The 24,000-nt window shown below is 61.9% G+C and carries 18 protein-coding genes and 4 pseudogenes; 12 read left to right on the top strand and 10 right to left on the bottom strand.

Annotated elements, in window-relative coordinates:
- Positions 1-56: 56 nt before the first annotated feature.
- Both mtnA and mtnK read right to left on the bottom strand, forming a co-directional pair.
- Positions 57-1,166 (bottom strand): S-methyl-5-thioribose-1-phosphate isomerase, encoded by a 1,110-nt coding sequence (mtnA, locus tag AB2N04_RS16325; protein ID WP_367715569.1) that lies wholly within the window; start codon positions 1,164-1,166, stop codon positions 57-59.
- Positions 1,163-2,428 carry an S-methyl-5-thioribose kinase gene (gene mtnK, locus AB2N04_RS16320; RefSeq protein WP_367715568.1) on the bottom strand — a complete coding sequence of 422 codons (1,266 nt, stop codon included), beginning with the start codon at positions 2,426-2,428 and terminating at the stop codon, positions 1,163-1,165. The genes mtnA and mtnK overlap by 4 nt, the downstream gene beginning before the upstream one ends.
- A gap of 205 nt (positions 2,429-2,633) precedes the next feature.
- Here mtnK and AB2N04_RS16315 point away from each other — a divergent pair, with 205 nt between their 5' ends.
- The 3 genes from AB2N04_RS16315 to AB2N04_RS16305 all read left to right on the top strand — a co-directional run bounded on the left by AB2N04_RS16315 (position 2,634) and on the right by AB2N04_RS16305 (position 6,311).
- Positions 2,634-4,148 carry a sugar ABC transporter ATP-binding protein gene (locus AB2N04_RS16315; RefSeq protein WP_367715566.1) on the top strand — a complete coding sequence of 505 codons (1,515 nt, stop codon included), beginning with the start codon at positions 2,634-2,636 and terminating at the stop codon, positions 4,146-4,148.
- A 78-nt stretch (positions 4,149-4,226) separates the two neighbouring features.
- On the top strand, positions 4,227-5,216 hold the full coding sequence (locus tag AB2N04_RS16310; protein WP_367718838.1) for an ABC transporter permease: 990 nt from the start codon (positions 4,227-4,229) through the stop codon (positions 5,214-5,216).
- Positions 5,217-5,255: 39 nt separating this feature from the next.
- A complete protein-coding gene (locus AB2N04_RS16305; RefSeq protein ID WP_367715565.1) occupies positions 5,256-6,311 on the top strand; it encodes a substrate-binding domain-containing protein in 1,056 nt (351 codons plus the stop codon).
- Between the two features lie 441 nt (positions 6,312-6,752).
- On the opposite strand, the pseudogene AB2N04_RS16300 reads toward AB2N04_RS16305, so the two are convergent.
- From AB2N04_RS16300 to AB2N04_RS16290, 3 genes and pseudogenes are all read right to left on the bottom strand, one after another.
- Positions 6,753-8,808 (bottom strand): annotated as a pseudogene (locus tag AB2N04_RS16300) (bifunctional aldolase/short-chain dehydrogenase).
- A gap of 44 nt (positions 8,809-8,852) precedes the next feature.
- Positions 8,853-9,818: a sugar-binding transcriptional regulator gene (locus AB2N04_RS16295; RefSeq protein WP_367715563.1), complete on the bottom strand. Its 966-nt coding sequence runs from the start codon at positions 9,816-9,818 to the stop codon at positions 8,853-8,855.
- Between the two features lie 349 nt (positions 9,819-10,167).
- Entirely contained in the window at positions 10,168-10,437 is a 270-nt protein-coding gene (locus AB2N04_RS16290) for a YMGG-like glycine zipper-containing protein (protein ID WP_367715561.1), read from the bottom strand.
- 420 nt (positions 10,438-10,857) lie between these two features.
- On the opposite strand from AB2N04_RS16290, the gene AB2N04_RS16285 reads away from it, so the two are divergent.
- Positions 10,858-12,447: a BCCT family transporter gene (locus AB2N04_RS16285; RefSeq protein ID WP_367715560.1), complete on the top strand. Its 1,590-nt coding sequence runs from the start codon at positions 10,858-10,860 to the stop codon at positions 12,445-12,447.
- A 59-nt stretch (positions 12,448-12,506) separates the two neighbouring features.
- Here AB2N04_RS16285 and AB2N04_RS16280 read toward each other — a convergent pair whose 3' ends face one another.
- Positions 12,507-13,460 (bottom strand): polysaccharide deacetylase, encoded by a 954-nt coding sequence (locus tag AB2N04_RS16280; RefSeq protein ID WP_367718837.1) that lies wholly within the window; start codon positions 13,458-13,460, stop codon positions 12,507-12,509.
- Positions 13,461-13,701: 241 nt separating this feature from the next.
- Here AB2N04_RS16280 and AB2N04_RS16275 point away from each other — a divergent pair, with 241 nt between their 5' ends.
- The 8 genes and pseudogenes from AB2N04_RS16275 to AB2N04_RS16240 all read left to right on the top strand — a co-directional run bounded on the left by AB2N04_RS16275 (position 13,702) and on the right by AB2N04_RS16240 (position 20,038).
- Positions 13,702-14,367 (top strand): tetratricopeptide repeat protein, encoded by a 666-nt coding sequence (locus AB2N04_RS16275; RefSeq protein WP_367715559.1) that lies wholly within the window; start codon positions 13,702-13,704, stop codon positions 14,365-14,367.
- Between the two features lie 20 nt (positions 14,368-14,387).
- The gene (gene der, locus AB2N04_RS16270) at positions 14,388-15,818 is read left to right on the top strand and encodes a ribosome biogenesis GTPase Der (protein WP_367715558.1); all 1,431 of its coding nucleotides are present in this window, start codon (positions 14,388-14,390) and stop codon (positions 15,816-15,818) included.
- 184 nt (positions 15,819-16,002) lie between these two features.
- A pseudogene (locus tag AB2N04_RS16265) lies at positions 16,003-17,158 on the top strand (cell wall hydrolase).
- Positions 17,159-17,404: 246 nt separating this feature from the next.
- Positions 17,405-17,758: an AtpZ/AtpI family protein gene (locus AB2N04_RS16260; RefSeq protein WP_367715556.1), complete on the top strand. Its 354-nt coding sequence runs from the start codon at positions 17,405-17,407 to the stop codon at positions 17,756-17,758.
- A 39-nt stretch (positions 17,759-17,797) separates the two neighbouring features.
- Positions 17,798-18,547: a F0F1 ATP synthase subunit A gene (locus AB2N04_RS16255; protein ID WP_367715555.1), complete on the top strand. Its 750-nt coding sequence runs from the start codon at positions 17,798-17,800 to the stop codon at positions 18,545-18,547.
- 139 nt (positions 18,548-18,686) lie between these two features.
- Positions 18,687-18,911, top strand: coding sequence for a F0F1 ATP synthase subunit C (locus AB2N04_RS16250; protein ID WP_065816112.1), 225 nt, complete (start codon positions 18,687-18,689; stop codon positions 18,909-18,911).
- A gap of 65 nt (positions 18,912-18,976) precedes the next feature.
- The gene (locus tag AB2N04_RS16245) at positions 18,977-19,549 is read left to right on the top strand and encodes a F0F1 ATP synthase subunit B (RefSeq protein ID WP_367715554.1); all 573 of its coding nucleotides are present in this window, start codon (positions 18,977-18,979) and stop codon (positions 19,547-19,549) included.
- Between the two features lie 9 nt (positions 19,550-19,558).
- Positions 19,559-20,038 (top strand): F0F1 ATP synthase subunit B, encoded by a 480-nt coding sequence (locus tag AB2N04_RS16240; RefSeq protein WP_367715553.1) that lies wholly within the window; start codon positions 19,559-19,561, stop codon positions 20,036-20,038.
- Positions 20,039-20,252: 214 nt separating this feature from the next.
- On the opposite strand, the pseudogene AB2N04_RS16235 reads toward AB2N04_RS16240, so the two are convergent.
- From AB2N04_RS16235 to AB2N04_RS16220, 4 genes and pseudogenes are all read right to left on the bottom strand, one after another.
- Positions 20,253-20,929 (bottom strand): annotated as a pseudogene (locus tag AB2N04_RS16235) (ribonuclease HII).
- A 177-nt stretch (positions 20,930-21,106) separates the two neighbouring features.
- Positions 21,107-22,261 (bottom strand): PA0069 family radical SAM protein, encoded by a 1,155-nt coding sequence (locus AB2N04_RS16230; protein ID WP_367715551.1) that lies wholly within the window; start codon positions 22,259-22,261, stop codon positions 21,107-21,109.
- Between the two features lie 304 nt (positions 22,262-22,565).
- A pseudogene (moaB, locus tag AB2N04_RS16225) lies at positions 22,566-23,121 on the bottom strand (molybdenum cofactor biosynthesis protein B).
- Positions 23,099-23,998 (bottom strand): 4-(cytidine 5'-diphospho)-2-C-methyl-D-erythritol kinase, encoded by a 900-nt coding sequence (locus tag AB2N04_RS16220; RefSeq protein ID WP_367715549.1) that lies wholly within the window; start codon positions 23,996-23,998, stop codon positions 23,099-23,101. Before AB2N04_RS16220 ends, moaB begins: the two are co-directional and overlap by 23 nt.
- Positions 23,999-24,000: the final 2 nt, after the last annotated feature.

Below are 24,000 nucleotides of genomic sequence, written 5' to 3'. Positions count from 1 at the left end.
CGAAAACGATTCAGAATCAGGCGATTCTCCCGGATTTCTGAATCGTTTTCTGAAATTCACGCAGCGTTCGATTTCGCCCGGTCGGGGAAGAGTTTGGCAAGCCCTTCGGGTGACGCATCGGCGATGCCGCGCTCGGTGATGAGACCGGTGACCAGACGGGCCGGCGTCACGTCGAAGGCGGGGTTTCCGGCGGGTGACGCCTCGGGCGAAATCCGCACCTGCCGCACCTTGCCATCTTTGTCCTTGCCCCAGACGAGCGAAACCTCGTCGCCCGAACGTTCCTCGATGGGAATTTCCTTCACGCCGTCATGCACCGTCCAGTCGATGGTGGGTGAGGGCAGCGCGACGTAGAAGGGGACGTTGTTGTCCTTCGCCGCCAGCGCCTTCAGATAGGTGCCGATCTTGTTGCAGACATCGCCATCGGCGGTGGTGCGGTCGGTGCCGACGATCACCATGTCGACCATGCCATGCTGCATCAGATGCCCGCCGGCATTGTCGACCACCAGCGTGTGCGGCACGCCATGACCGGCCATCTCCCAGGCGGTGAGCTGCGCGCCCTGATTGCGCGGACGGGTTTCGTCCACATAGACATGGACGGCAATGCCTTCTTCCACCGCGTGGTAGATGGGCGAGGTGGCGGTGCCGAAATCGACGGTGGCAAGCCAGCCAGCATTGCAGTGGGTGAGAATGTTGACCGGCTCGCCGGGCTTCTTGCGGGCGGCGATCTGGCGAATGATTTCGAGACCGTTCCGACCGATGCCGCGGTTCAATTCCACATCTTCATCAGCGATCTCGGCGGCGCGCCTGTAGGCCGCCTCGGCACGGTCGGCCTCGGGGATGTCGCGCAGGAGGCCGCGCATTTCATCCAGCGCCCAGCGCAGATTGATCGCGGTGGGGCGCGTCTCGTGGAGCTGTTCCCACACCGCATCGAGTGCGGCATCGGATGCATCCTCGCGCATGCGCATGGCAACGCCATAGGCGGCGGTGACGCCGATCAGCGGCGCGCCGCGCACCCACATGTCGCGGATGGCAGTGGCGATCCCCTCGACTGTCTTCACGTTTTCGATGCGCAGCTCGTGCGGCAACCAGCGCTGGTCGATAAGGTCGACAGACCAGCCATCCTCGTTCACCCAGATGGTGCGGTAGTGCTTGTCTCCAACCTTCATGACAGTTTCCCCTGATCAAGTGCTTCGGCCAGCCGGTCAAGTTCGGCCAGCGACTGAATGTTGTTGCGATTGACGACGATGTGGCGGCCGAATTTCAGCGCCGGAGCCTCGCAGGCAGCGCGAAGGCTCTCGTCGGCTATGTCTTCGAAGTCGGCATTGTGGGCGAGGCCCAGAATGCGGCGGTGCATCTCGATGCCGGCAAAGCCAAGCATGTCGGTCCACAGATCGTGGATCACGTGATTGAGCGCCTGTTCGGAGCCAAGCGCATCACCCTGGTCTTCATAGAGCGATGCCTGATAGAGCATGCCGCTGCGCTCGGTGCGCCACAGATGGGCGAACTCGTCGCGGAAGGTGGTCCAGGTCTCGGAGATGACGCCAAGCAGATAGGCACGCATGGAGGCGCGGCTGCCGTTCTCCTCATGCCCGCGCTGGGAGAAATAGGCCATCCAGTAATTGGCGATGAGCATGCCGACATCGAAGGCCATGGGGCCGTAGAAGGCGAATTCCGGATCGATGACGCGGGTGTCGTCCTTCGTGACCATGACGGAGCCCGAATGCAGGTCGCCATGAACCATGGTCTCGGCTTTTGAAGCGAAAAGATGCTTCATGCGCTGCGCGGCGACCTTCAGGTCGCGGTCTGAACGCAGCTCCTTCACCAGCGCGTCAAGACCGGGTGTGTGCCGGTTCATCGGCGCTTCGAAATACGGATCGGAGAAGACGAGATTTTCCGTGATGTCGCAAAGATCGACATTGTCTGCAAAGAGGGCGAGATCGGCCTTGCGGTCCGCTGCCTTCATGGAAAGGTCGGACCCGCGGAAGAGGGTGCGGGCCATGAAGAGACCCAGATCCCTGCCGATCCTCGGCAGTTCCTGCCCCTCGATGAGGGCGCGGCGAAGAATGATGTGCGGAGCGAGAAACTCCATGGCGATGAGCGCCTGAGCCTCATCGAAATAGTAGACGGCAGGCACGGTGCCGGGGGCTCGCTGCTCCTGACGTGTCAGCGCGTGATACTCGAAGAAGGAGCGTTTGAGCGGCAGGGGCCAGCTGTCGCCGACGAGCCGCACATAAGGCAGCGCCTGCTTGATGATGAGCGTTTGCGCCTCACCTTCCACGATGAAGACGAGATTGAGATTGCCGTCGCCCACTTCGCGGACCTTCCAGCCTGTGGGCGTGCCGCCGAGCCGGTCCGCGATCTCGGGAATGCTGCCAAGGCGCGCCGGCAGGGTTTCCACCGTCAGAGCCTCGAAGGCGTTTTCTTTCATGTCTCCATCTCCTCCCATTCGCACGCGAGCGTGTGACGTTTGCCCGTCATCGGCTTGCCGGCACCTTCTCGCCGAGTGGGGAGAGAAGGACGATGACCATGATGCCAGCGCCGTCAATTCTGATGCCACGCTACCAATGCTCTGTCATTTGTCAATCGTGTTGACAAATGCTTGTTACCTGCTAGCGTCACATTGGGAGGAGATTATGGGCGACATTGCCATTTTTCGCATTGCCGGTTTGACCAAAGCGTTTGGACCAAACGCCGTTTTGCGCGGTGTGGGGCTCGAGCTGCGCGCGGGTGAAGTCACGGTTCTGATGGGCGCCAATGGCGCCGGCAAGTCGACGCTCGTCAAGATCATGAGCGGCGTTCATCGCGCCGACCGTGGTGTGATGATGCTGGGTGACAAGCCCTTCTCCCCCACCACCCCCGCAGAGGCGATGCGTGCCGGCGTGGTGACGGTTCACCAGAACATCAATGACGGTGTTGTCGGTGCGCTGGACGTGGCGAGCAATCTCGTGCTCGACCGGTTTAATGGTGCGGGCAGCGGTTTTTTCTTCAACCCGCGCAAGGTGCGCCGCGAGGCGCGCGACGTGGCCGATCGCATGGGGCTGGAAATCGACCTCAATGCGGAAGTCACCGACCTGCCGCTTGCCGACCGTCAGATGGTTGCGATTGCCCGCGCCATGTCGCACGAGCCGCAGGTGATGATTCTGGATGAACCGACCTCGTCGCTTTCGAGCAATGAGGCCGAACGGCTCTTTGCGCTGATCGACCGGCTGAAGGCACGGGGCGTTGCCATTCTCTACATTTCGCATCGCATGTCGGATATCCGCCGTCTGGCGGACCGTATCGTGAGCCTGCGTGACGGGGCGATTGTCGGCCAGTTCGAAGAAAAGCCGCTCGATTACGAAGGCGCGGTCAATGCCATGCTGGGGCAGAATCTCGGCCGCCACAGCGTTGACGTTCGCGCGGCAGGAACGCCGGTCTTTTCGGCGCGCGATCTCAGGATCGCTCAGGGTGCTAAGCCGATCACGATGGATCTGGGGGCCGGCGAGATCGTTGCCGTGACGGGCCTTGTGGGCGTGGGCAAGACGCAGCTCGCCGAGACGCTGTTTGGCATTCACGCGCCGCTTTCGGGCACGATGGAACTGGACGGCAGACCTTACGCACCGAAGACACCGGCAAGGGCGATCAGGGACGGTGTTTTCCTCGTCGCCAAGGATCGCGCCTCCACGGGTATCGTGCCGGAATTCAACATCTATGAGAATATGAGCCTGCCCTTTCTGCCGCGTTTCGCCAATGCGGGCGTGATGCGGCGGCGCGCCGAGCGCCAGACGGCGCGGGACCAGATTGCCGATCTGAAGATCGTCTGCCGCACCGAGCGTGACGATCTGGCGACGCTTTCGGGCGGCAATCAGCAAAAGGTGACGGTGGCGCGCTGGCTGACGCAGCCTTCTCGGCTGCTCATTCTGGACGAACCGTTTCAGGGCGTGGACATTGCGGCCCGCCACGACATTGCGGCCAAGCTGCGAGAAAGTGCTGGCGACCGTGCGACACTCATTTTTCTGACCGAGCTGGATGAGGCGCTGGAAACGGCAGACCGCATTCTCGTCATGTCGGAAAACACGATTGTTGGCGAGCATCGCAATGCCGATGTGGACATGGACCGGCTTCTGGCAGAGGTTGCCGGACAGCGTTTGGAAGTGACAGGGAGCTGAATGAGAATGGACAGCCAGACGGCACGGGAAAGCGCAGTGGAAGCAAAGGCTGATGCGCGGCCGAAAGAGGGGCTTTCAATGCGCGAGCTGGCAATCCGCTACGGTTTTCTCAGCCTGCTTGTGGGGCTGATCATCTTCTTTTCGCTTGCCACGCGCGGCTTCACCTCGCCGCAGGCGGCGGTGTTCATCCTGCAATCCGTTTCGATCACCGGCATTCTGGCGCTTGGCGTGACAGCGACGCTGGTGGTGGGCGGTTTCGACCTTTCCATCGGCTCGATTGCCACAAGTTCCATGATGGCGGCGGCTTATGTGATGGTGGTGCTGGAGCAGAACGCGCTCGTGGCGGTGCTGGTGTGCCTTGCCATCGGTGCGCTGGTGGGGCTGATCAACGGTTTGATCATCTGCTACATGCGGGTGCCCGATCTTCTGGCAACGCTCGGCATGATGTTTCTGCTGATCGGCTTGCAGCGCATTCCGACCGAGGGACGCTCCATCGCCACCGGCATGACGCTGCCCGACGGTTCGACGGCCGAAGGCACGTTCAGCCAGGCGTTTCTGGCGCTCGGGCGGCATCGGTTCGATCTCTTCATAGAAAACCTCGTTCCGGCCTCGGTGGTGGTGTTGATCGTGCTTGCGCTCCTGATCTGGTTCTTCCTTGAATACACGCGGTTTGGCCGCATGATGTATGCGGTGGGGTCCAATGCGCGGGCTGCGGAGTTTGCCGGTGCGCCGGTCAAGGCCTATCGCATCTGGGCCTATGTGATTTCGGGCGTGTTCGCTTCAATCGGCGGCATTCTTCTGGCGGCACGCCTTGGGCGCGGCGACATCGCATCGGGCAACAATCTGCTTCTGGATGCGGTGGCGGCGGCACTGATCGGTTTTGCGGTGCTGGGGGCTGCCAAGCCGAACGCATTCGGCACGGCCATCGGGGCGCTGTTCGTGGGCGTGCTCCTGCAGGGGCTGACCATGATGAACGTGCCTTATTACACGCAGGATTTCGTCAAGGGGGCGGTGCTCGTCATCGCGCTGATCTTCACCTTTGCGCTTCTGGGGAGGAATGCCAGGTAGCGCGAAACAGGAAGCAACAGGCAGTGGAGGAGAAAGAACATGAAAATTTCACGCAGACTTCTGGGCAAGATGGCCGCGGCACTCGCCGGCGCCACCATGCTCCTGCCGGCAGGAGCCGGCGCACAGGACAAGCCCGCGCCATTCGACAATCCGGGTGACGTGGAAATTGCGCTGGTGCGCTATCTTTCCACCGGCGACTTTTTCCAGGCCTATCTTTCGGGTGTGGAAAAGCAGGCCGAGGCGCTGGGTGTGAACCTGCGTGTGCTCGACAGCCGGCAGGACGCAGCCCTTCAGGCGGACATGGTGGATCAGGCGATTGCACTTGGCGTCGACGGCATCATCATCCAGCACGGTCTCACCGAATCCATGAAGGAAGCGGCCCAGCGCGCCGTCGATGCGGGCATCAAGGTCGTGGCTTTCGACGTGAATGTCGAGAATGACGCGATCCCGCAGATCGAGCAGTCCGACCGGGATCTGGCGCGGCTGGCGCTGGAGCAGGCGATCAAGGACAATGGCGAAGAGTGGAAGGCGGGCTATGTCTACGTGGCCGGCATTGCGCCGCTCGACCGCCGCGACGAGACCTGGCGCGAATTCAAGGAAAAATATCCGGGCATCGAGGAAGTGGCGCAGTTTGGCACGCTCGACAATCCGATTGCCAATTCGGTGGCCAATCAGGCGCGCTCGGTGGTGACGGCGAACCCGGACATTCAGGTGATGTTCGCGCCCTATGACGAATTCGCCAAGGGCGTGAAGATTGCCGTGGACGAGGCCGGTCTTTCCGACAGCATCAAGATCTATTCGGCTGACGTTTCGACGGCCGACATTTCGGCCATGCGCGAGCCCGGCAGCGCCTGGGTGGCAACGGCTGCGACCAACCCCGCTGTTGTGGGCGAGGTGTCGGTACGCGCGCTTGCCATGCTTCTGGCCGGCGAGGAGCCGGGCAAGAGCGTGATCGTGCCGCCGACGCTGATCACCCAGCAGGCGCTGAACGAGGGCGACATCAAGAACATGGACGATCTGTCGGCGAAGATGCCACAGTTTGCCCATGCCGATGTGGCCGTGCCGGACTGGATGCCGCTGCCTGAGCGCGACTGAGGTCGCGGAAGAGTGGATCGAGGAGGGCGGCTTTCGGGCCGCCCTTTTTGTTTTGCGCGGAGATGATGGTGCGTGCCCTTTCCCTTGACCCTTCGCCTTTCGGCAAGCTCAAGATGCTCAGGATGAGGGAAAGGGCAGGGACACGGGGGGCGGCTTGAACGGGGAACGTGGCACGCGGTGAAGTGGCAACGAGAGCCCTCATCCTGAGCTTGTCGAAGGGCGAGGGCTGGATGGAGGAGCGATCTTGTGATCGTTGGAGCCGCCCCTCATCCGCCTGCCGGCACCTTCTCCCCGCTTGCGGGGAGAAGGAAAGCGTGGCGATGATGGCGGAGCTGTCTCAACGTTGCAAATGGAGGCGTGACAATCGAAGCTTCCTCCTTCTCCCCGTTTACGGGGAGAAGGTGCCGGCAGGCGGATGAGGGGCCTGCCGGTTTTTCTATATCAGCGCAGCGCTGCTGCGATGTTGCCGCCGTCGACGGTGGTGACGTCGGCGGTGGTGCGCTCGGCGAGGGCGTGGTTGAGGAAGGCCTGAGCGACGTCTTCCGCGCGCACTTCAAGGCCCAGAAGATTGCCGCCCATATAATCCTTCTCCGAAACGCCGCGCGCGGTGGAGCGGTTGGCGATCATCTCGCTGGTCAGGAGGCCGGAACGGATGCGGTCGGCGTTGACTGCGTTGGAACGCACCCCGATGGAGCCGTAATCCAGCGCATATTGGCGCGAGAGGAACAGCGTTGCCGCTTTGGGCAGGCCGTAAGCGCCGAAATTCGCGCCCGGATTGACCGCCTGCTTGGAGGCGTTGAAGAGCAGAACGCCGCCCGTGCCCTGCTGTTTGAAGAGGCGCACCGCATTCTGCGCCACGCTCTGATGGGCGAAGAAATTGAGCTCGAAACTCTTGCGCAGCGTGGCGTCTTCCAGCTCGCCGATCCTGCCTTCCCAGGCCGCACCCGCATTGGAGACGACGATATCGACGCCGCCGAACACGTCGCGCGCCTTATCGAAGGCGGCGCGAACGGCTGCGGAATCCGTGACGTCGGCACCGATACCGATGGCGGCATTGCCGATTGATTTCGCGACCTCTTCGGCCTTGTCGGCGTACATGTCGACGACGACCACATGCGCGCCCTGCGAGGCAAAGAGCTTCGCCGTGGCGGCACCGATTGCGCCAGCGCCGCCGGTGACCAGCGTGACCTGGCCGGACAGCGGCTTGGGCTTGTTGGAGGCGAGCTTGGCCTGCTCGAGCGACCAGTATTCGAGCTCGAAGAGGTCGGAAAGCGCCAGCGGATGGAACGTGCCGATGGCCTCGGCGCCGGTGACGGCTTCCACCAGCATCTCGCCCACATCGGCGGCGATCTTCGCCTCCTTCATGCTGCGGCCATGGCCGATGAGACCAAGACCGCGCACCAGCGTCAGGCGCGGCATGGTGTCGAGCATGGTGCGTTCGACATCGTCGGCGGCGTTGTTGGTCTCGAAATAGTCCTTGTAGCGGGCAGAGAACTCGGCGACTTTTTCGCGGATCACCTTGCCATACTCATCGAGCTTGCCGGCTTCGGGCGCGGGCAGCACCATGGGGCCGGTCTTGATGCGGATCGACAGGTCGGGCGTGGAGACACCGCGGGTGGCGAGCTCTTCGGCCGTGTCGGCGTTCACATAGTCGAGGATTTTCGGCGAGGTGCGGAAATCGCAGACCATGCGGCCATATTTGCCCTCGCCCTCGTCAATGGCGATCGCGCCACGCAGATAGGGCATGATCTCGGACGGAGTGGCGAGTTCCTTTGGCAGCGCCACGGGCTTGAACGGCGCCTTGCCGTTCTTGGCCACGTAATCCTCGGCCATGGTGACGAACTCGATCATGAGATCGTAAGCCGTCTTGGCGTCTTCGGCGAAGGTGAAGATGCCGTGCTTGTCGAGGATCAGGCCCTCGACGGACGGGTTCTTGTCATAAATGTCGGCGGCTTCCTTGGCGAGGTCGAAGCCCGGCTTGATATAGGGCACGAAGCCCAGCCGGTTGCCAAAGACCTTTTTGCAGAGCGCTTCGGAATCCTCCTGATCGACCAGCGCGAGGATGGCGGTCGAGTGGGTGTGATCGACGAATTTGTGCGGCAGGAAGGCGTGCAGCAGCGTCTCGATGGAGGGGTTCGGAGAACCCGGATCGATGAGGTTGGCGCGCTGCATGGCGACCATGTCTTCGTCCGCCAGCGCATCGAGCTTGCGGGCAGCAAGGAGCGCGTCCATTTTCACGGCGGGCAGGCCCTTCGGGCTCGATCACGCCCATGTCCCAGCCGCTGCCCTTGACGCAAAGGACATCATATTCGCGGCCCAGAATGTCGGTGGCCTTGCTTTTGAGTGAGGTGTTGCCGCCGCCATGCAGGACAAGGCGCGGCTCGCCGCCGAGAAGTCGCGTCGTGTAAACGCGCAGCGCCAGATCGCGGTCGACGCCCTTTGCGGCGTAGTGCTCGACGAGCGTTTCGGCTTCGCTGTCTTTCCAGAGGTTCTGCATGTCAGTCCTGTATCGTCTTGAAGGGTTGCGCTTGCCGGCGAGGATCAGGCCGGCGTGGGTTCACTGGCGGCATGGTGCTTCAAAAGCGCTGTCGCCATGGAGGAGGTGGTGACCAGATGGGTGAAGAAACGACCGGCGATGGCGGCCTTCAGAGGTTCGAGTTTCTCGTCCTCCTGCACCACCATCAGGCGCTTCGGTATGGCGCGGATGGCATCGAAATCGGCCGAGATCATGCGCCTGTTGTAGTCACAGTCGAGCAATTTGCCATCCGCGGTGATGATCTGGCCGGCGATGACACCGGTGGCCCCCATGCCTTTCAGCTTTTCCAGCTCGTCGATGCTGAGGGCGCCACATTTGATGACGTGGCTGTCGGTATCGAGCGCGCCGACCGTGAAGAGGGCCAGATCGCATTCGCCGATACCGTCGAGCTGTTCGCGGATGACGGGCTCTTCGCGCAGGGCGCACGCCAGTTCCTCGGTGCTCAGAACAAGGGGGGCATAGAAATTGAGGCCCTTGGCGTTGAGCCGCCGGGCGATTTCCATGGTGCACTGGTCGGGGCGATAGGCATAGGGCGAGCCGAGATTGCCGCACATTTCCACAACCGTCACACCTTCGCGGTCGGCATAGCTCATGGCGTCGGCGATGTCGTAGACGGTGCGGCCCCAGGCAACGCAGACCTGATTGCCATTCTCGACCATTTCGAGAAAGACATTGGCAGCCAGTGTCGGGATTTCTGCAGCCGGCGAGGGCGAAAGGGAATCCTCCCCCACAAGCCACACGGCTTCGAGCCCGAACGCATCTTCCATCTGGCGGGCGAGACGCTCGCCGCTGAAGAGGTGGGTGGACGTGGAGATGTTGACGATGCCGGCCTCGCGGGCCTTGCGCAGATAGAGCGCCACCGACGCGCGCGAAATGTTGAGCCGCTGCGCCACCTCGTCCTGACGCAGGCCGTGCGTGTAATATAGCCAGGCGGCCTTGTGTATGATCTGGTCTGCAGGACGATAAGCCATTCCGCGCCTCCTTTCGACATTATTCACGGCGATTGACAAAAGTCAATTCGACGCGGTGGAGGCGTCTGTGGAGCGTGATGTTCACAGGGGTGCCCCGGGGCGTGGACCAGGGCGGTTCAGGAGGGTTTCACGCGCATATTGTCCACGGGCGTCTGCCGATGCCTGAACCGGATCCGGGCCAAAGGCGAGGAGAGGCAGACCCGCTGCCGGCATACACCACAGGAGCATGTGTGTTGCCGGCACGGCGCAGGGGCCATGACACCATGCCGAAACGAAAAGGGCCGGGATGCATTTCACATCCCGGCCCGAGAGCGTGTGTCTGCGGAAGGTCCGCAGCCGCCTTGTCGCGTCAGTACCCGCGCGGGCAACGCGCTTCGTAGCGGCGACCGTACTCGTCGCGGTAGATGCAGCGGTTGCTGTTTTCCGACGCGCGGCCGATGAGAGCACCCGCTACGGTGCCGATGGCACCGCCGACGATTGCACCTTCAACCTTGTTGCCGGACGCGAGTGCGCCGATGGCAGCACCGCTGGCGCCGCCGAAAGCCGCACCCTGCTGCGTGGGGGTGCAGGCTGCGACGCCAAGAAGAAGCGCCGGTACGAGAAGCAGTGATTTTTTCATGGATCCTTTCCAATCTATGCAGTGTTCATAAGCGGCAGATATCAATTTGGTTCCATCTGAAGCCGCATGAAATGATGTCCCTATAGCCATATAGCATGCACATGAAACCCGGCAAAACTTCGTAAGACAAGCTCAGTTTTTATCGATTTCTCGCATTGTCTGACCAATTGGCAGGCAAAAAACGGTGCAGAACTTCTACCGCGGCAGGAAGTTGGGCGTTTTTCAGGCAAAATTTTGTCGAATGGGGTTCCATCTGCCTTCCATTTGCCCGAGTCTGGTCTCAATTCACACGCTCAAGGTCGCATACAGACAACAAGCGCTTGTGCTTTTGGGCCACCGTCGACCGTGTGGAGAAGTGTTCCGGTGGTGGGCGACCATTCCGTCGTTTGCTTCCAGCCCAGGACAGAGATGGAGTGAAACATGTCAAACGATATCATCGAGGAGGACCACGGGCTCGAACCGGGGCAGGACAATATACGTCTGCTCGGTCTCGACGTTCACAACCCCGTTTTCTTCATTTCGGCCGTGCTGATTGTCGCATTCGTGATCATCACACTGATTTTCCGAGATTCGGCAGGCAGCATTCTGGGCGGTCTGCGTGTCTGGCTGACCTCGACCTTCGACTGGGTCTTCATGCTGTCGGCAAATCTTTTCGTGCTGTTTTGCATCGTTGTGGCGTTCACGCCGCTCGGCAAGGTGAGGCTGGGAGGCAAGGATGCCGTTCCCGAGTATTCCTACTCCGGCTGGTTTGCCATGCTTTTCGCCGCCGGCATGGGCATCGGCCTGATGTTTTTCGGCGTGCTGGAGCCGATGTATCACTTCAACAATCCGCCGCTTGGCCTCGAGGCGCCGCTGGCAGACGGCGAACTTGTCGCCAGCGCAGTACCGGCGGCGCGCGAGATGGGCATGGCCGCCACGATCTTCCATTGGGGGCTTCACCCCTGGGCGATCTACGCCGTTCTTGCGCTTTCGCTATCGCTGGCAGCCTATAACAAGGGCCTGCCGCTCTCCATCCGATCGGCCTTCTATCCCATACTGGGCGAGCGTGTGCGCGGCTGGGCCGGTCACCTGATCGATATCATGGCGGTTTTCGCCACCCTGTTCGGCCTCGCCACATCGCTGGGCTTCGGCGCTTCCCAGGCGCTGGCCGGCCTCAACGAACTTTATGGCGTGCCCAACACCGACACGGTCAAGGTTCTGCTGATCATGGGCATTACCGGCGTGGCCCTGATCTCCGTGGTTGCGGGGCTGGATGCCGGCGTGAAGCGGCTGTCGGAGATCAACATGGTCCTGGCGATCCTTCTTCTGCTCTTCGTCATCCTTTTCGGCCCGACGCTGGCCATCATCACCGGCTTCTTTTCCAACACCTGGTCCTATGTGAAGGAACTGCCGCAGCTTTCGAACTGGATTGGTCGCGAAGACACCGGCTTCATGCATGGCTGGACCACGTTCTACTGGGCCTGGTGGATTTCCTGGTCACCTTTTGTGGGCATGTTCATCGCCCGCGTTTCGAAGGGGCGCACCGTTCGGGAATTCATTACCTGCGTGCTGATCATCCCGACGCTTGTCTCCATTCTGTGGATGACCACGTTTGGCGGCACGGCGATGGAACAGTTTCTGGCCCAAGGCTATACGGGGGTTCAGGACACGGTTGTCGACTATGTGCCCGAACTCTCCCTGTTCGCCATGCTGGCCGACCTTCCGCTTGCCGGCATCAGCTCGCTGATCGGCATTGTGCTGGTAATCGTGTTCTTCGTGACATCGTCGGATTCGGGGTCGCTGGTCATCGATACAATCACCGCCGGCGGCAAGATCGACGCGCCGGTGGCACAGCGCGTGTTCTGGGCACTGTTCGAGGGGCTTGTTGCGATCGTGCTGCTGCTCGGCGGCGGCCTGGCGGCACTTCAGGCGGGCGCCATTGCGACCGGCTTTCCGTTCGCCATTCTTCTGATGGTGATGCTCTATGCCACCTACAAGGCATTGCGTCAGGAAAGGGAGAGCGGGAACTGACCACCCGCAGGATCTGCAGGACAGGCCCCGGCGGCACCAACCGCCGGGCCTGAACCTTTTCAGGTGCCGCCCTGGGCCGCGGGCGCCCTGTCGGAGACGGCTTCCAGATATGTCTGGTAGCTCACGCATTTCACATCGGCTCTCACGCACACATTGCGGGCGAAGCGTTCCAGTGCATTCCAGTAGGCTCCCTCATTCATGAGCGTGAAATGGAAGCCGAGCTGCATGGGAGTGCGACGACCGGCATACTCCTTCTCGAACGATGCCATGAACGCCTCATAGGCGCGCTGTTCGAAGGCGGAAGCCGCTTCTGGCTTCTCCTTTCCACCGGAATGACGGACATAAAGATTGTAATCCATGGCGATGACCTGCCTGTCTCGCGGCCCCTCCGGAATGAGAGGAAGAGAGAACCGGGTGACGCCATTGCGTTTCTCAGGAATCGCCGGTCCGCTGGAAACCGTGCTTGCATCATAGGCAAACCCCTTGTTCTCCAGCGTTCTGAAAAGCCCCTTGCTGGTGGAAAGATAAGGCGCCCGGAACCCGCGGAACCCGGAACGGGCGAATTCCTGCCAGCCCTGCGGCTCGCCCTCTATCCCGTTCAGCTTCCAGGCATTGGCAACGATGGTGGAAAACTGATCGAACTCCGCCGACCAGTCGTCGGCACTCCATTTCCCGCCATCGAAATGCCCGCAGCCATGACTGGCCAGTTCGTGGCCTTCCGAGCGGGCGCTCCATATCTGTGACAGTCGTCCGGCGACATCCTCACGCGAATAGCCACTGCCGACATTGGTGCGACCACGCGCCATGCCCGGCGCCTGGTAGGCTTTGCGCGTTTCTGGAGACAGAAGATAGACGCAGGACAGAAAATAGGTGAAACGCGCGCCCGTTTCCCTGGCCAGAGCACGGCTGCGCTCCCACTGTTCCAGATGCAGTGCCCCGTCGAAAGAAATGATTACATATTGAGTCTGCGCGGTTTCACCGGCAAAGCAGAGGGTGGTCGACGCCAGGGTCATGAGCCCGGCGCACATTGATTTGAACATCAGTGCCGTATCCAGAATGCGATTCAGAGGGGCAGCGGTAGATGACAATTATGGCCGACTTTGGAAACGGCACGTGCTAGCCTGTAGTCTTACGGCACATTCAAGGCAGATGATTCGGGACGAAATGCCGTCCCCCCCTTCCATGGCGGCAAATTTCGTCTAAAAAGCCCGGAACCGGAAAAGCGCGGGACCTCCCGCCAAACATGGGTCGCATATGTCCGACGACAGTTTCATTCGCGAAGTCAACGAAGAGCTCCGCCAGGATCAGTTCAAATCCCTGTGGCGTCGTTTTGGCCCTGTGGCCATCGGCGCGGCCGTGTTGATCGTGGTCGCGACGGCTGGCTATGTGGGCTATGAACGCTGGACGTCGTCACGCGCGAACGCATCGGGAGACGCGTTCTCGCAGGCGCTTGGCCTGGCGCGTCAGGGCGAGACGGAGGAGGCGCTTGCCGCCTTCGAGGAACTGGAAGAGAGCGGTTACGGCTCTTACCCGCTTCTCGCCCGCATGCGCTCGGCGACGGTTCTTGCCGATGACGGCGACGTGGATGGCGCCGTTGCGGCATTCGACGCGATTGCGGCCGATGGATCGGTGAGCGACGTGATTGCCGATATTGCCCGTCTGCGCTCGGGGCTCCTGCTCGTGGATCACGGTTCACATGCGGATGTTTCGGCGCGGGTGGAGACCCTGACGGCCGATGGCAACGCGTTGCGCCACACGGCGCGTGAAGCGCTGGGGCTGGCAGCCTGGAAGGAAGGCAAGCGCGATGACGCATTGCAGCTTTTCCAGCAGATTGCGAGCGATGCCGAAGCGCCGCGCAACACCCGCCAGCGCGCCGAAATGATGATCGAGCTGATCGTCGGTTCGGGCCCGGCCGAATAAACGAAACCTGAAGAAGCACCATGGCTTTCAAGCTCGCCATCATTGGCCGTCCGAATGTCGGCAAGTCGACGCTGTTCAACCGGCTTGCCGGGCGTCGACTGGCGATTGTCGACGACACGCCGGGGGTGACGCGCGACCGCCGTTCACATCCTGCCAGGCTGCAGGACCTGAGGTTTGAGGTTATCGACACGGCGGGACTGGAAAGCGCTGCGGCTCCTTCTCTGGAAGGGCGCATGCGCGCACAGACCGAGCAGGCGATTGAAGAGGCTGACATCGCGATCTTCATGATCGATGCCCGCGCCGGCGTGATGCCGGATGATGCGACATTTGCCAATGTGCTGCGCCGAAGCGGCAAGCCCGTGGTTCTGGTTGCCAACAAGATGGACGTGAATGCCGCCCGCAGCGGGGTTCTCGACGCGTGGGAACTGGGCCTTGGCGACCCGGTCGAGGTTTCGGCCGAGCATGGCCTGGGCATGTCGGATCTGCGTGACGCGATTGTCGAGGGGCTGGGCGAGGATGTTGCGCTCGCCGAAGAGCCGGAAGCGGTTATCGTATCGACCGATGAGATTGCCGTTGGCGAGGATGTTGAGCCGGATTCCGAAGAAGAGGCAGTCTATGATTCGTCGAAGCCTCTGCGGATTGCCATTGTCGGACGCCCGAATGTCGGCAAATCGACCCTGATCAACGCATTGCTTGGCGAAGAGCGTATGCTGACGGGCCCCGAGGCGGGCATCACGCGCGATTCGATCTCGGTCGACTGGGAGTGGCGCGACCGCAAGATCAAGCTGTTCGACACCGCCGGCATGCGCCGCAAGGCACGGGTTCAGGAAAAGCTGGAAAAGCTTTCCGTTTCAGACGGTCTGCGCGCGGTGCGCTTTGCCGAAGTGGTGATCGTGGTCTTCGACGCGACCATTCCGTTTGAAAAACAGGACCTGCAGATTGCCGACCTGATCATCCGCGAGGGCAGGGCACCTGTCATCGCCTTCAACAAGTGGGATCTGATCGAGGATCGGCAGGAGACGCTTGCCGAACTGCATGAGAAGACGGCGCGGCTTCTGCCACAGGTGCGCGGGTTGCAGGCCGTGCCCATCTCGGCGGAAACCGGGCGCGGTTTCGACCGACTCATGGAGGCGGTGGAGAAGACGCACCGCACTTGGAACAGTCGCATCTCCACGGGGCGTCTCAACCGTTGGCTCGAGGCGGCCGTCGCACAGCACCCGCCGCCGGCTGTCGCAGGGCGGCGTCTGAAGGTGAAATACATCACCCAGATCAAGACGCGGCCACCGGGTTTCGTGGTGTCTTGTTCGCGGCCGGAAGCCATGCCGCAATCCTATGTGCGTTATCTGGTCAACGGGCTGCGCGAGACGTTCAGTCTTTCCGGTGTTCCGATCCGTGTGGCGTTGCGCACCTCCGACAACCCCTATGCGGGCCGTGCAAAGAAGCGCCGCTGAGCGCGCGCCGATCCGCAACTTTCGACCGAAACCGCGACGGGCCCTGCAATGCAGGGCCCGTTTGCTTTTATGCCGACGAGCGGCGTTAACCAGTGATCAAGGTTAACCAAATATGGTTATCGAAATTGGTTGAGTTGCGTATCGGAGAGTGTGGGTGCTTTGTCGGACGGGAAGAGTGCCGCGCATGGCGGGCAGTGAAACACGTTCATTCATGGCGCCGTTCGTGGTGGCGCTGGGCTTCTGGGTCGGGTTTCCGAATGTAATCGCGCATCAGGACATGGTCGGGCTTGTTGCCGGAGAACAGGGCAGCGGCGCCCGATGGGCAACCTATGTGGAAAAATCCGTCGCGGGGTCGGTCCATCAGGCCGAGATGCCCTTTGTCGATGGTGATCTGAAGACCGGCACGATTTCAGGCTCCGGCGTGAGCGCGCCGGGCATCGGCAAGGTTGCCTTTCGTGGCAAGAAGGGCTTCACCGGAACGACACCGGATGAAGAGCGCATCAACCGGGCCGACAAGACGGGACGGCTGGTTCAGGTCGTTCCGGTTCAGCCGCCCCGGCTGTTCGAAGCGGGCACGATCTTCGAAAAGACCAGCTTCCTGCTTGAAAAGCCCCGGCAGGACGCAAAGCGCATGGCTTTCGTGAAACCCGAAATCAAGGGTGAAGAGGTGCGGATTGCCTCCGCCTTCTACATGAAGCACGACCGCAAGGCCGACCCAGCGATACCGAAGACGATCGCGGCGCTTGTCAACAATGACGATGCCGACATTCTGGCGACCGCCTACGCGCCGCCGAAACCCGATTATGCCAAGGCTTCACCCTTTGCCAGCATTCTGCGGGAGGAGGAACCATCGCGGGGGCGCTTCATTCCACCGGTGGATGCCAAGGACCATCCATGGGCCCGAAAGGCGCTGCCGGCCAAGGTGTTTTCTGCGCGGGAGCAGCAGTGCCTCGCGGCAGGTGTCTATTTCGAGGCCCGGGGAGAATCGGTCAAGGGCCAGGCCGCCGTGGCTCAGGTGATTCTGAACCGCGTGCGCAACCCGACCTATCCCAACACGATCTGCGGTGTGGTGTATCAGAACAAGAAATGGCGCAATCGCTGCCAGTTCTCCTTCGCCTGTGACGGGATCCGCGATCGCGTGGCGAGCCCTGCGCACTTCAAGACGGCACAGGACGTGGCCATGGCCACCACCGCAGGCAAGATCTGGCTGCCGGAGGTGGGATCCTCCACCCACTACCATGCGACCTATGTGAATCCGCGCTGGGGCCCACGCCATGCAGCGCATGAAAAAGATCGGACAACACATTTTCTACCGCACGTATGGCGGCGGCTGGAACTGATCGGGACGGGCAAATGATGCTGCGCGGCGGGCCGAAAACACCCGGCATCCGCCGCGATTCCCCCTTTTGGCAGCCCAATTGCTGCTGCGCGCATTGTCGCATCCGCTTATCATATTGTTTTTAAATCTGTTTCCTGTTCTCCGATTGGGGGTAACTGCGGCTTGACTGAGGCGTGGGTGCTCACTATGTTGCGCGCGACTTTCAAGCGGATAGCCGCTGACCAGCAAACCCGGTACGGAGATTGCGGTGGCCGACAAGGATCAGCCGGACGACCTGGAACTCCGGCGCGCCGATCTGGAGAGGGCTCTCGCAAAGAAGCGGCCGGCAAAGCACGACGGCGGCGAGGGGAAGACGAAGGGCGATATGGCGGGCGTCGGACAGGCGCTCAGACTGTCCAGCGAGTTTGTGGCCGGCGTTGCCGTCGGTGCTGCGCTGGGCTGGGTCATCGATCATTTCGCCGGCACGTCGCCCTGGGGGCTGATCATTTTCCTGCTCCTCGGTTTCGGGGCAGGGGTTCTCAATGTCCTGCGAGCGTCAGGACAGATTGCTGAATTCGGGGCCGGCACGCCAAAGGGCGACCGGGATCCCGGGAAGAAATGAACGGCGCCAGCGCGCCAGATTAGAAGCGAGGGGGGCCAGGTGGCCAACGATCCGATCCATCAGTTCCAGATTTCCAAATGGATTCCGATTGAGGTCGGCGGACTGGATTTCTCGTTCACGAATTCGTCCGCCTTCATGGTGGCGACGGTCGTAGCGGCCAGCGCCTTCCTGTTCCTGACGACGTCGAGCCGCGGCCTGGTGCCCGGCCGTCTTCAGTCGATCTCGGAAATGAGTTACGAGTTCGTGGCCTCGATGCTGAGAGATTCGGCCGGGTCGCACGGGATGCGGTTCTTCCCGTTCGTGTTCTCCATCTTCATGTTCGTGCTCATGGCCAACCTGCTTGGCCTGTTCCCGTACTTCTTCACCGTTACCAGCCACATCATCGTGACCTTCGCGCTTGCGCTTCTGGTGATCGGCACCGTGGTGGTCTACGGTTTCTGGAAACACGGGTTCGGCTTTCTGAAGCTGTTCGTGCCTGAGGGGGTGCCGGGAGTGGTGGTTCCACTCGTCGTGCTGATCGAAATCGTCTCTTTCCTTTCCCGCCCGGTCAGCCTTTCGGTTCGTCTGTTCGCCAACATGCTGGCCGGACACATCACGCTCAAGGTTTTTGCCGGTTTCGTCACCTCCATGAGTGCGCTTGGCGCAGCCGGTGTTGCCGGTGCCATCCTGCCGCTCATCATGACGGTTGCGATTACCGGTCTCGAGTTCCTCGTCGCATTCATGCAGGCCTATGTCTTTGCAGTCCTGACCTGCATGTATCTCAACGACGCCGTTCATCCTGGCCACTGATCGAAAGGTTCTGGAGGCACGGTTCGTAACGTCCCCGTGGGCGGCCCCCGAGGGGCGGTAGAGGGAAACAGGTTTCACCGGCGGTTTTCCGCCAAGTCTGAAGAAAACACGCAAATCCGCGATCACAAGGAGTTTTAAAATGGAAGTAGAAGCAGCAAAGGCTATCGGCGCCGGTATCGCTTGTTTCGGCATGGCCGGTGCGGCCCTCGGCCTCGGCAACATCTTCGGCAGCTACCTTTCGGGCGCCCTGCGCAACCCGTCGGCAGCAGACGGCCAGTTCGGCCGCCTGATCTTCGGCTTCGCCGTGACCGAAGCTCTCGGCATCTTCTCGCTGCTCATCGCTCTGCTTCTCCTCTTCACCTAAGCGCGCAGATCGCGTGCGTGGCCGGCCGCTCTCGGGCGTCCGGCCGGTTTTTCAAGAGGTAGACAATGTTTGTGGCATCGGCATTCGCCGCCTCGGCGCAAGACGCCGCGGAGGCGACCCATTCGGAAACCGGCGTGGCGTCTGAAGGCGCACACGAGGCCGGCTTCCCGCCCTTCGATTCGTCGACATTTCCGTCGCAGATTCTGTGGCTGGCGATCACTTTCGGGCTGTTCTACCTGTTTCTGAAACGTGTTGTGCTGCCACGCATCGGCGGCATTCTGGAAGTGCGGCGCGACCGCATTGCCCAGGACCTGGATCAGGCAGCGCGGATGAAGGAAGAGGCAGACGCGGCAGTTGCTGCCTATGAGCAGGAGCTTGCCGACGCCCGCATGAAAGCCAATGTCATCGGCCAGGAGGCCCGCGACGCGGCAAAAGCCGAGGCGGACGCAGAGCGCCGCGAGATCGAGAAGAACCTCGATGCCAAGCTCGCAGAAGCCGAAGATCGCATCGCGTCGATCAAGGAAACGGCCATGAAGGACGTGGGATCGATTGCCGAGGAAACGGCAGCATCCATCGTTCAGGAACTGGTCGGCGGCCGGCTCGACAAGACTGCGGCAAAAGCTGCCGTCAAGCAGTAGGAGAAGGCCATGGACGCGACATTCTGGGCTTTTGTTGCCCTGATCATATTCCTGGGCGTTCTTGCCTATTTCAAGGTTCCGGGAATGATCAATGGTGCGCTCGACTCCCGGGCCGAGCGCATTCGCAACGAACTGGACGAAGCCCGCAAGCTGCGTGAAGACGCGCAGCAGCTTCTTGCCGAGTATCAGCGCAAGAGGCAGGAAGCCGAGCAGGAGGCGCAGGACATCGTCTCCGCCGCCAAGCACGAGGCCGAGCTGATCGTCAAGGAAGCCAAGCAGAAGACGGAAGAATATGTCAGCCGTCGCACTGCCCTGGCGGAACAGAAGATCGAGCAGGCCGAACAGGATGCGATCAATGAAGTGCGCGCGAGCGCCGTTGATCTCGCCGTCGAAGCGGCCCGCAGCGTGCTGGCCGACAAGGTGGACGCGAAAACCGGCACCGACCTGTTCAAGGCTTCTTTGCAGGACGTCAAGGCAAAGCTGAACTGAGCGGTTTTCCGCAGCAAGACTGGAAAACGCCACCGCTTGCGGTGGCGTTTTCATTTGGGCGCTTCAAAAGACGCGGTGTGAGGGGGAAGCGATACGCCCGACTCAATCCGATCCTCGGGCAAGGCGAGGCGTGGGTAAGGTGCATGGTGCGTTCGCGCCAGCACCCGTTTGGAAACGAACAGCCGATCTCTGATCTTAGAGATGCCGGAACCGGCTAAGGCTCGCTCACCGGCGTGGCAAGGCTTTTCAGTGGTGCGAAGGTCATCCGGTGAAGGCGCTGGACCGCGCCATGCTCGGTGATCGCGGTGCGATGGCGTTTTGTACCGTAGCCCATGTGAGCCTCGAAACCGTGATGGGGCGCAATCTGGCCGGCACGCGCCATCATGCGATCACGGGTGACCTTGGCCACGATCGAGGCGGCGGCGATGGACTGGCTGCGTTGATCGCCCTTGATCACGGCGCGGGCGGGGCAGCAGAGGCCGGGGGGAACATCGCGCCCGTCGGCAAGCGCAAAAAAGGGCGTGACGCACAGACCGGCAGCAGCCCGGCGCATCGCTTCCAGACTGGCACGCAGAATGTCGGACCCGTCAATGCTCGTGGCGCAGAGAGAGGCGACGGACACACTGACGGCCGACTGGATGATCGCTTCGAACAATCGGTCGCGGGCCTCGGCTGAAAGGCGTTTGGAATCATCCAGCCCATCCGGCAGCCTGTCGCCATCCAGAATCACGGCAGCAGCCACGACAGGACCGGCAAGCGGGGCCCCCGCCCGGCTTCGTCGAGACCGACGACAGGCGCCATGCCTTCACGCATCAATGTCGCCTCCATCTGGAAATCGGGGCGGACGGGAAGGTCGAAGAGAGTGGGAGAATCGGAACGCGTGCGAGCCATGGTGCGGCGATGCTCGCATCGGTTCCGATTCTCCGCAAGGTCTTCCCGGCTCAAGGGGCGGAAAAGCCGGGAAGCTACCGTCGGCCCACGGGGATGGGAAGCCGGACGGGATGGGTGCGCCGCAGATCTGCGGCGTAAGCTGGAGGGTGAGCCGCAGGGGTGAAGACCCCGTGGCGATCACAGGAGCAGGAGCTGCTCGCCTCCCGGCTGTGATGGCTTGAACAGGTCCGTTCTCAGCTTGCGCTTTTCCCGGTTGAGCCCCAGCCTTTTGGCTGCGATCTCGAAACGGCGGCCAATCTGCCAGGCATAGGGGCCGGTGCCCTTCATGCGTTTGCCCCACTCGGCGTCATAATCCTTGCCGCCGCGCATGGAGCGGATGAGCGAGAGGACATGTCGGTAGCGATCGGGGGCATGGCGCAGAAGCCACTCCTTGAAGATCGGGCTGACCTCAAGCGGCAGGCGCAGGATGATGTAGCCGGCCTCCCGTGCACCGGCTGTGGCAGCCGATTCCAGAATGCGCTCGATCTCGCAGTCGGTGAGCCCGGGGATGACGGGGCCAAGCATCACCGACGTGGGTATGCCTGCCTCGGAGAGGGCGCGCAGGGTCTCAAGCCGGCGCGGCGGGGTGGCCGCTCTCGGTTCCATGGTGCGCGCCAGCTTGCGGTCGAGCGTGGTGACGGACAGGGCCACCTTGGCAAGACCCTGTTCGGCCATGCGGGACAGGATGTCCATGTCCCGCAGAACAAGCGCAGACTTGGTAACAATCCCGACGGGATGCCCATGGGCTTCCAGCACTTCGAGGATTTCACGCATGATGCGGTATTTCTTCTCGATGGGCTGATAGGGGTCGGTGTTGGTGCCGATGGCAATGGTGCGGGGCTGATAGCCGGGTTTTGAAATCTCGCGTTCGAGAAGACGCGCGGCATCCGGCTTGGCAAACAGTTTCGCCTCGAAATCCAGGCCGGCGGATAGCCCCATATAGGCGTGGCTGGGCCGCGCAAAACAATAGACGCAGCCATGCTCACAGCCCCGATAGGGGTTGATCGAGCGGTCGAAGGAAATGTCCGGGGAGGTGTTGCGCGTGATGATGCTGCGCGGCTTTTCCACCTGCACTTCTGTCTTGAAGGGCGGCAATTCCTCGATCGAGCCCCAGCCATCGTCGAACACGTGGCGGGAAACGGGCTCATAGCGGCCCGACGGGTTGATGCCCGCAGCCCGACCTCGCCTGCGCTCCGTATCGATGCGGATGCCGGACCGGTCAATCACCGTATTGGCCATCGCGGCACCACCGCCATTGAAGGCAACCGCGTCTGCTCTGTTCATCTGATCCATGGGACACTCCGTGCCTGGGCGATGTGGCCGGTTTCTCGGACGCGGGAACAGGTGGAAAACGGAATCAGCATCGCCGTTGATGAATCTATTCCTATCGAACAAAGTGGAACAAAGCAAGAACTTTTGCAGCGTGGCAGATTGGTCCACGATCTTTCCACAGATGCGCGGTTTCTTGAGGGGGCGTGATCAGGGGACAGGAAGTCGGTGGCCTGTATTGTCGCGGCGCGGAAGCACACGCAGCGCGGGCTCCAGTCTGCGCGCGCGCCGGGGCGCTTGCTGAGACGCTTTCGAGGTTAAGCCGGGATCAGGCGGACTTGCCGCCGCCGCGTTTCAGATGTTCGGCAAGACGCGGCATGATCTCCACGAAATTGCACGGCATGTGGCGGTAGTCGAACTGGTCCCTGAGGATGCCATCCCAGGCATCCCGGCAGGCGCCGGTGGAGCCGGGCAGGACGAACACGAAGGTCTGGTCGATCAGGCCGGCGGTGGCGCGGGACTGAACCGTGGAGGTGCCGATCTTTTCGTAGGAGATGCGGTGAAAGACCTGGGAGAAGCCGTCCATGCGCTTGTCGAAGAGCGGCTCCAGTGCCTCGGGCGAAACATCGCGTCCGGTCAGGGCCGGTTCCGCCCGTTGTGATGATGGCATCGATGCCGGCATCCGCGCACCACAGTCTGACAGCCTGTCGGATGGCGGAGACGTCGTCGGCAACGATCCGGCGGTCGGCCAGCGTGTGCCCCGCTGATTCTATTCGTTCTGCAAGCGTCTGGCCGGAACGGTCATCTTCCATTCCACGCGTGTCGGAGACGGTGAGAACGGCAAAGCGGACGGGGATGAAGTCACGTTGTGGCATGGTGGGCATCGGCCTGATCCGCAGCTTGGGTTTGGGTGGCAAGAACAAACCAGTCGGGATGTTCCTCGGCAAGGGATGACCGCGCGCGTTCGGCCAACGGCGCGGAGGGGAAGAGGCCGAAGCAGGTGGCGCCGGAACCGGACATGCGCGCTATCATGGCGCCGGTCTGGACAAGACGCTTCAGAACCTCGGCGATCTGCGGCACCAGAAGGCGGGCTGGAGCTTCAAGGTCGTTGCGTGCCGCGGACAGCCATTGGGCCGCGGAGGCAGTGTCGGGCAGATCCTGCAGCACCGGAAGCGCGGTGTTTTCGCGTTTTTCAAGCTGAGAAAACACTGCCGGGGTCGAGAGCGGAATGTTCGGGTTGACCAGAACCAGGTGGAGGGTCGGGAAGCGCGACAGGGTTTGAAGGTTTTCGCCGATGCCGCGGGCGATCAGCGGCCGCGATGCAAGACACATGGGAATGTCTGCACCAAGGCGAAGGCCCAGCTGCGCAAGCTGCCGGTCGGCGATGTCGATTTCCCAGTGCCGGGCAAGCAGGCGCAGCGCTGCGGCGGCATCGGCAGAACCGCCGCCAATGCCGGAAGCGACGGGCAGGTTCTTTTCAAGGTGGAGCGTGACGGGAGCGCGGGCCTCACCGCCAAAGACCTCCCGAAGAAGATCGCGGGCGCGGGTGACGAGATTGCTCTCGCCGATGGGCACATGCGCTGCGTAATGGCCCGAGACGATCAGCGTGTCTTCCGCGCTTTCCTCCACCTCCAGCAAATCGCCGTGACGGGTGAAGGCGACGAGCGTATCGAGCAGGTGAAAGCCATCTGCACGCCGCCCCGTGACATGCAGCGCGAGATTGACCTTGGCCGGGGCGGCCATGCTGCCGTGCGAGACCATGC

It is taken from the genome of Nitratireductor sp. GISD-1A_MAKvit (assembly GCF_040819555.1).
Classification (GTDB): domain Bacteria; phylum Pseudomonadota; class Alphaproteobacteria; order Rhizobiales; family Rhizobiaceae; genus Nitratireductor.
The sequence above is the reverse complement of the archived record's forward strand: the minus strand, read 5'-3'. Positions and strand labels throughout refer to the sequence as shown.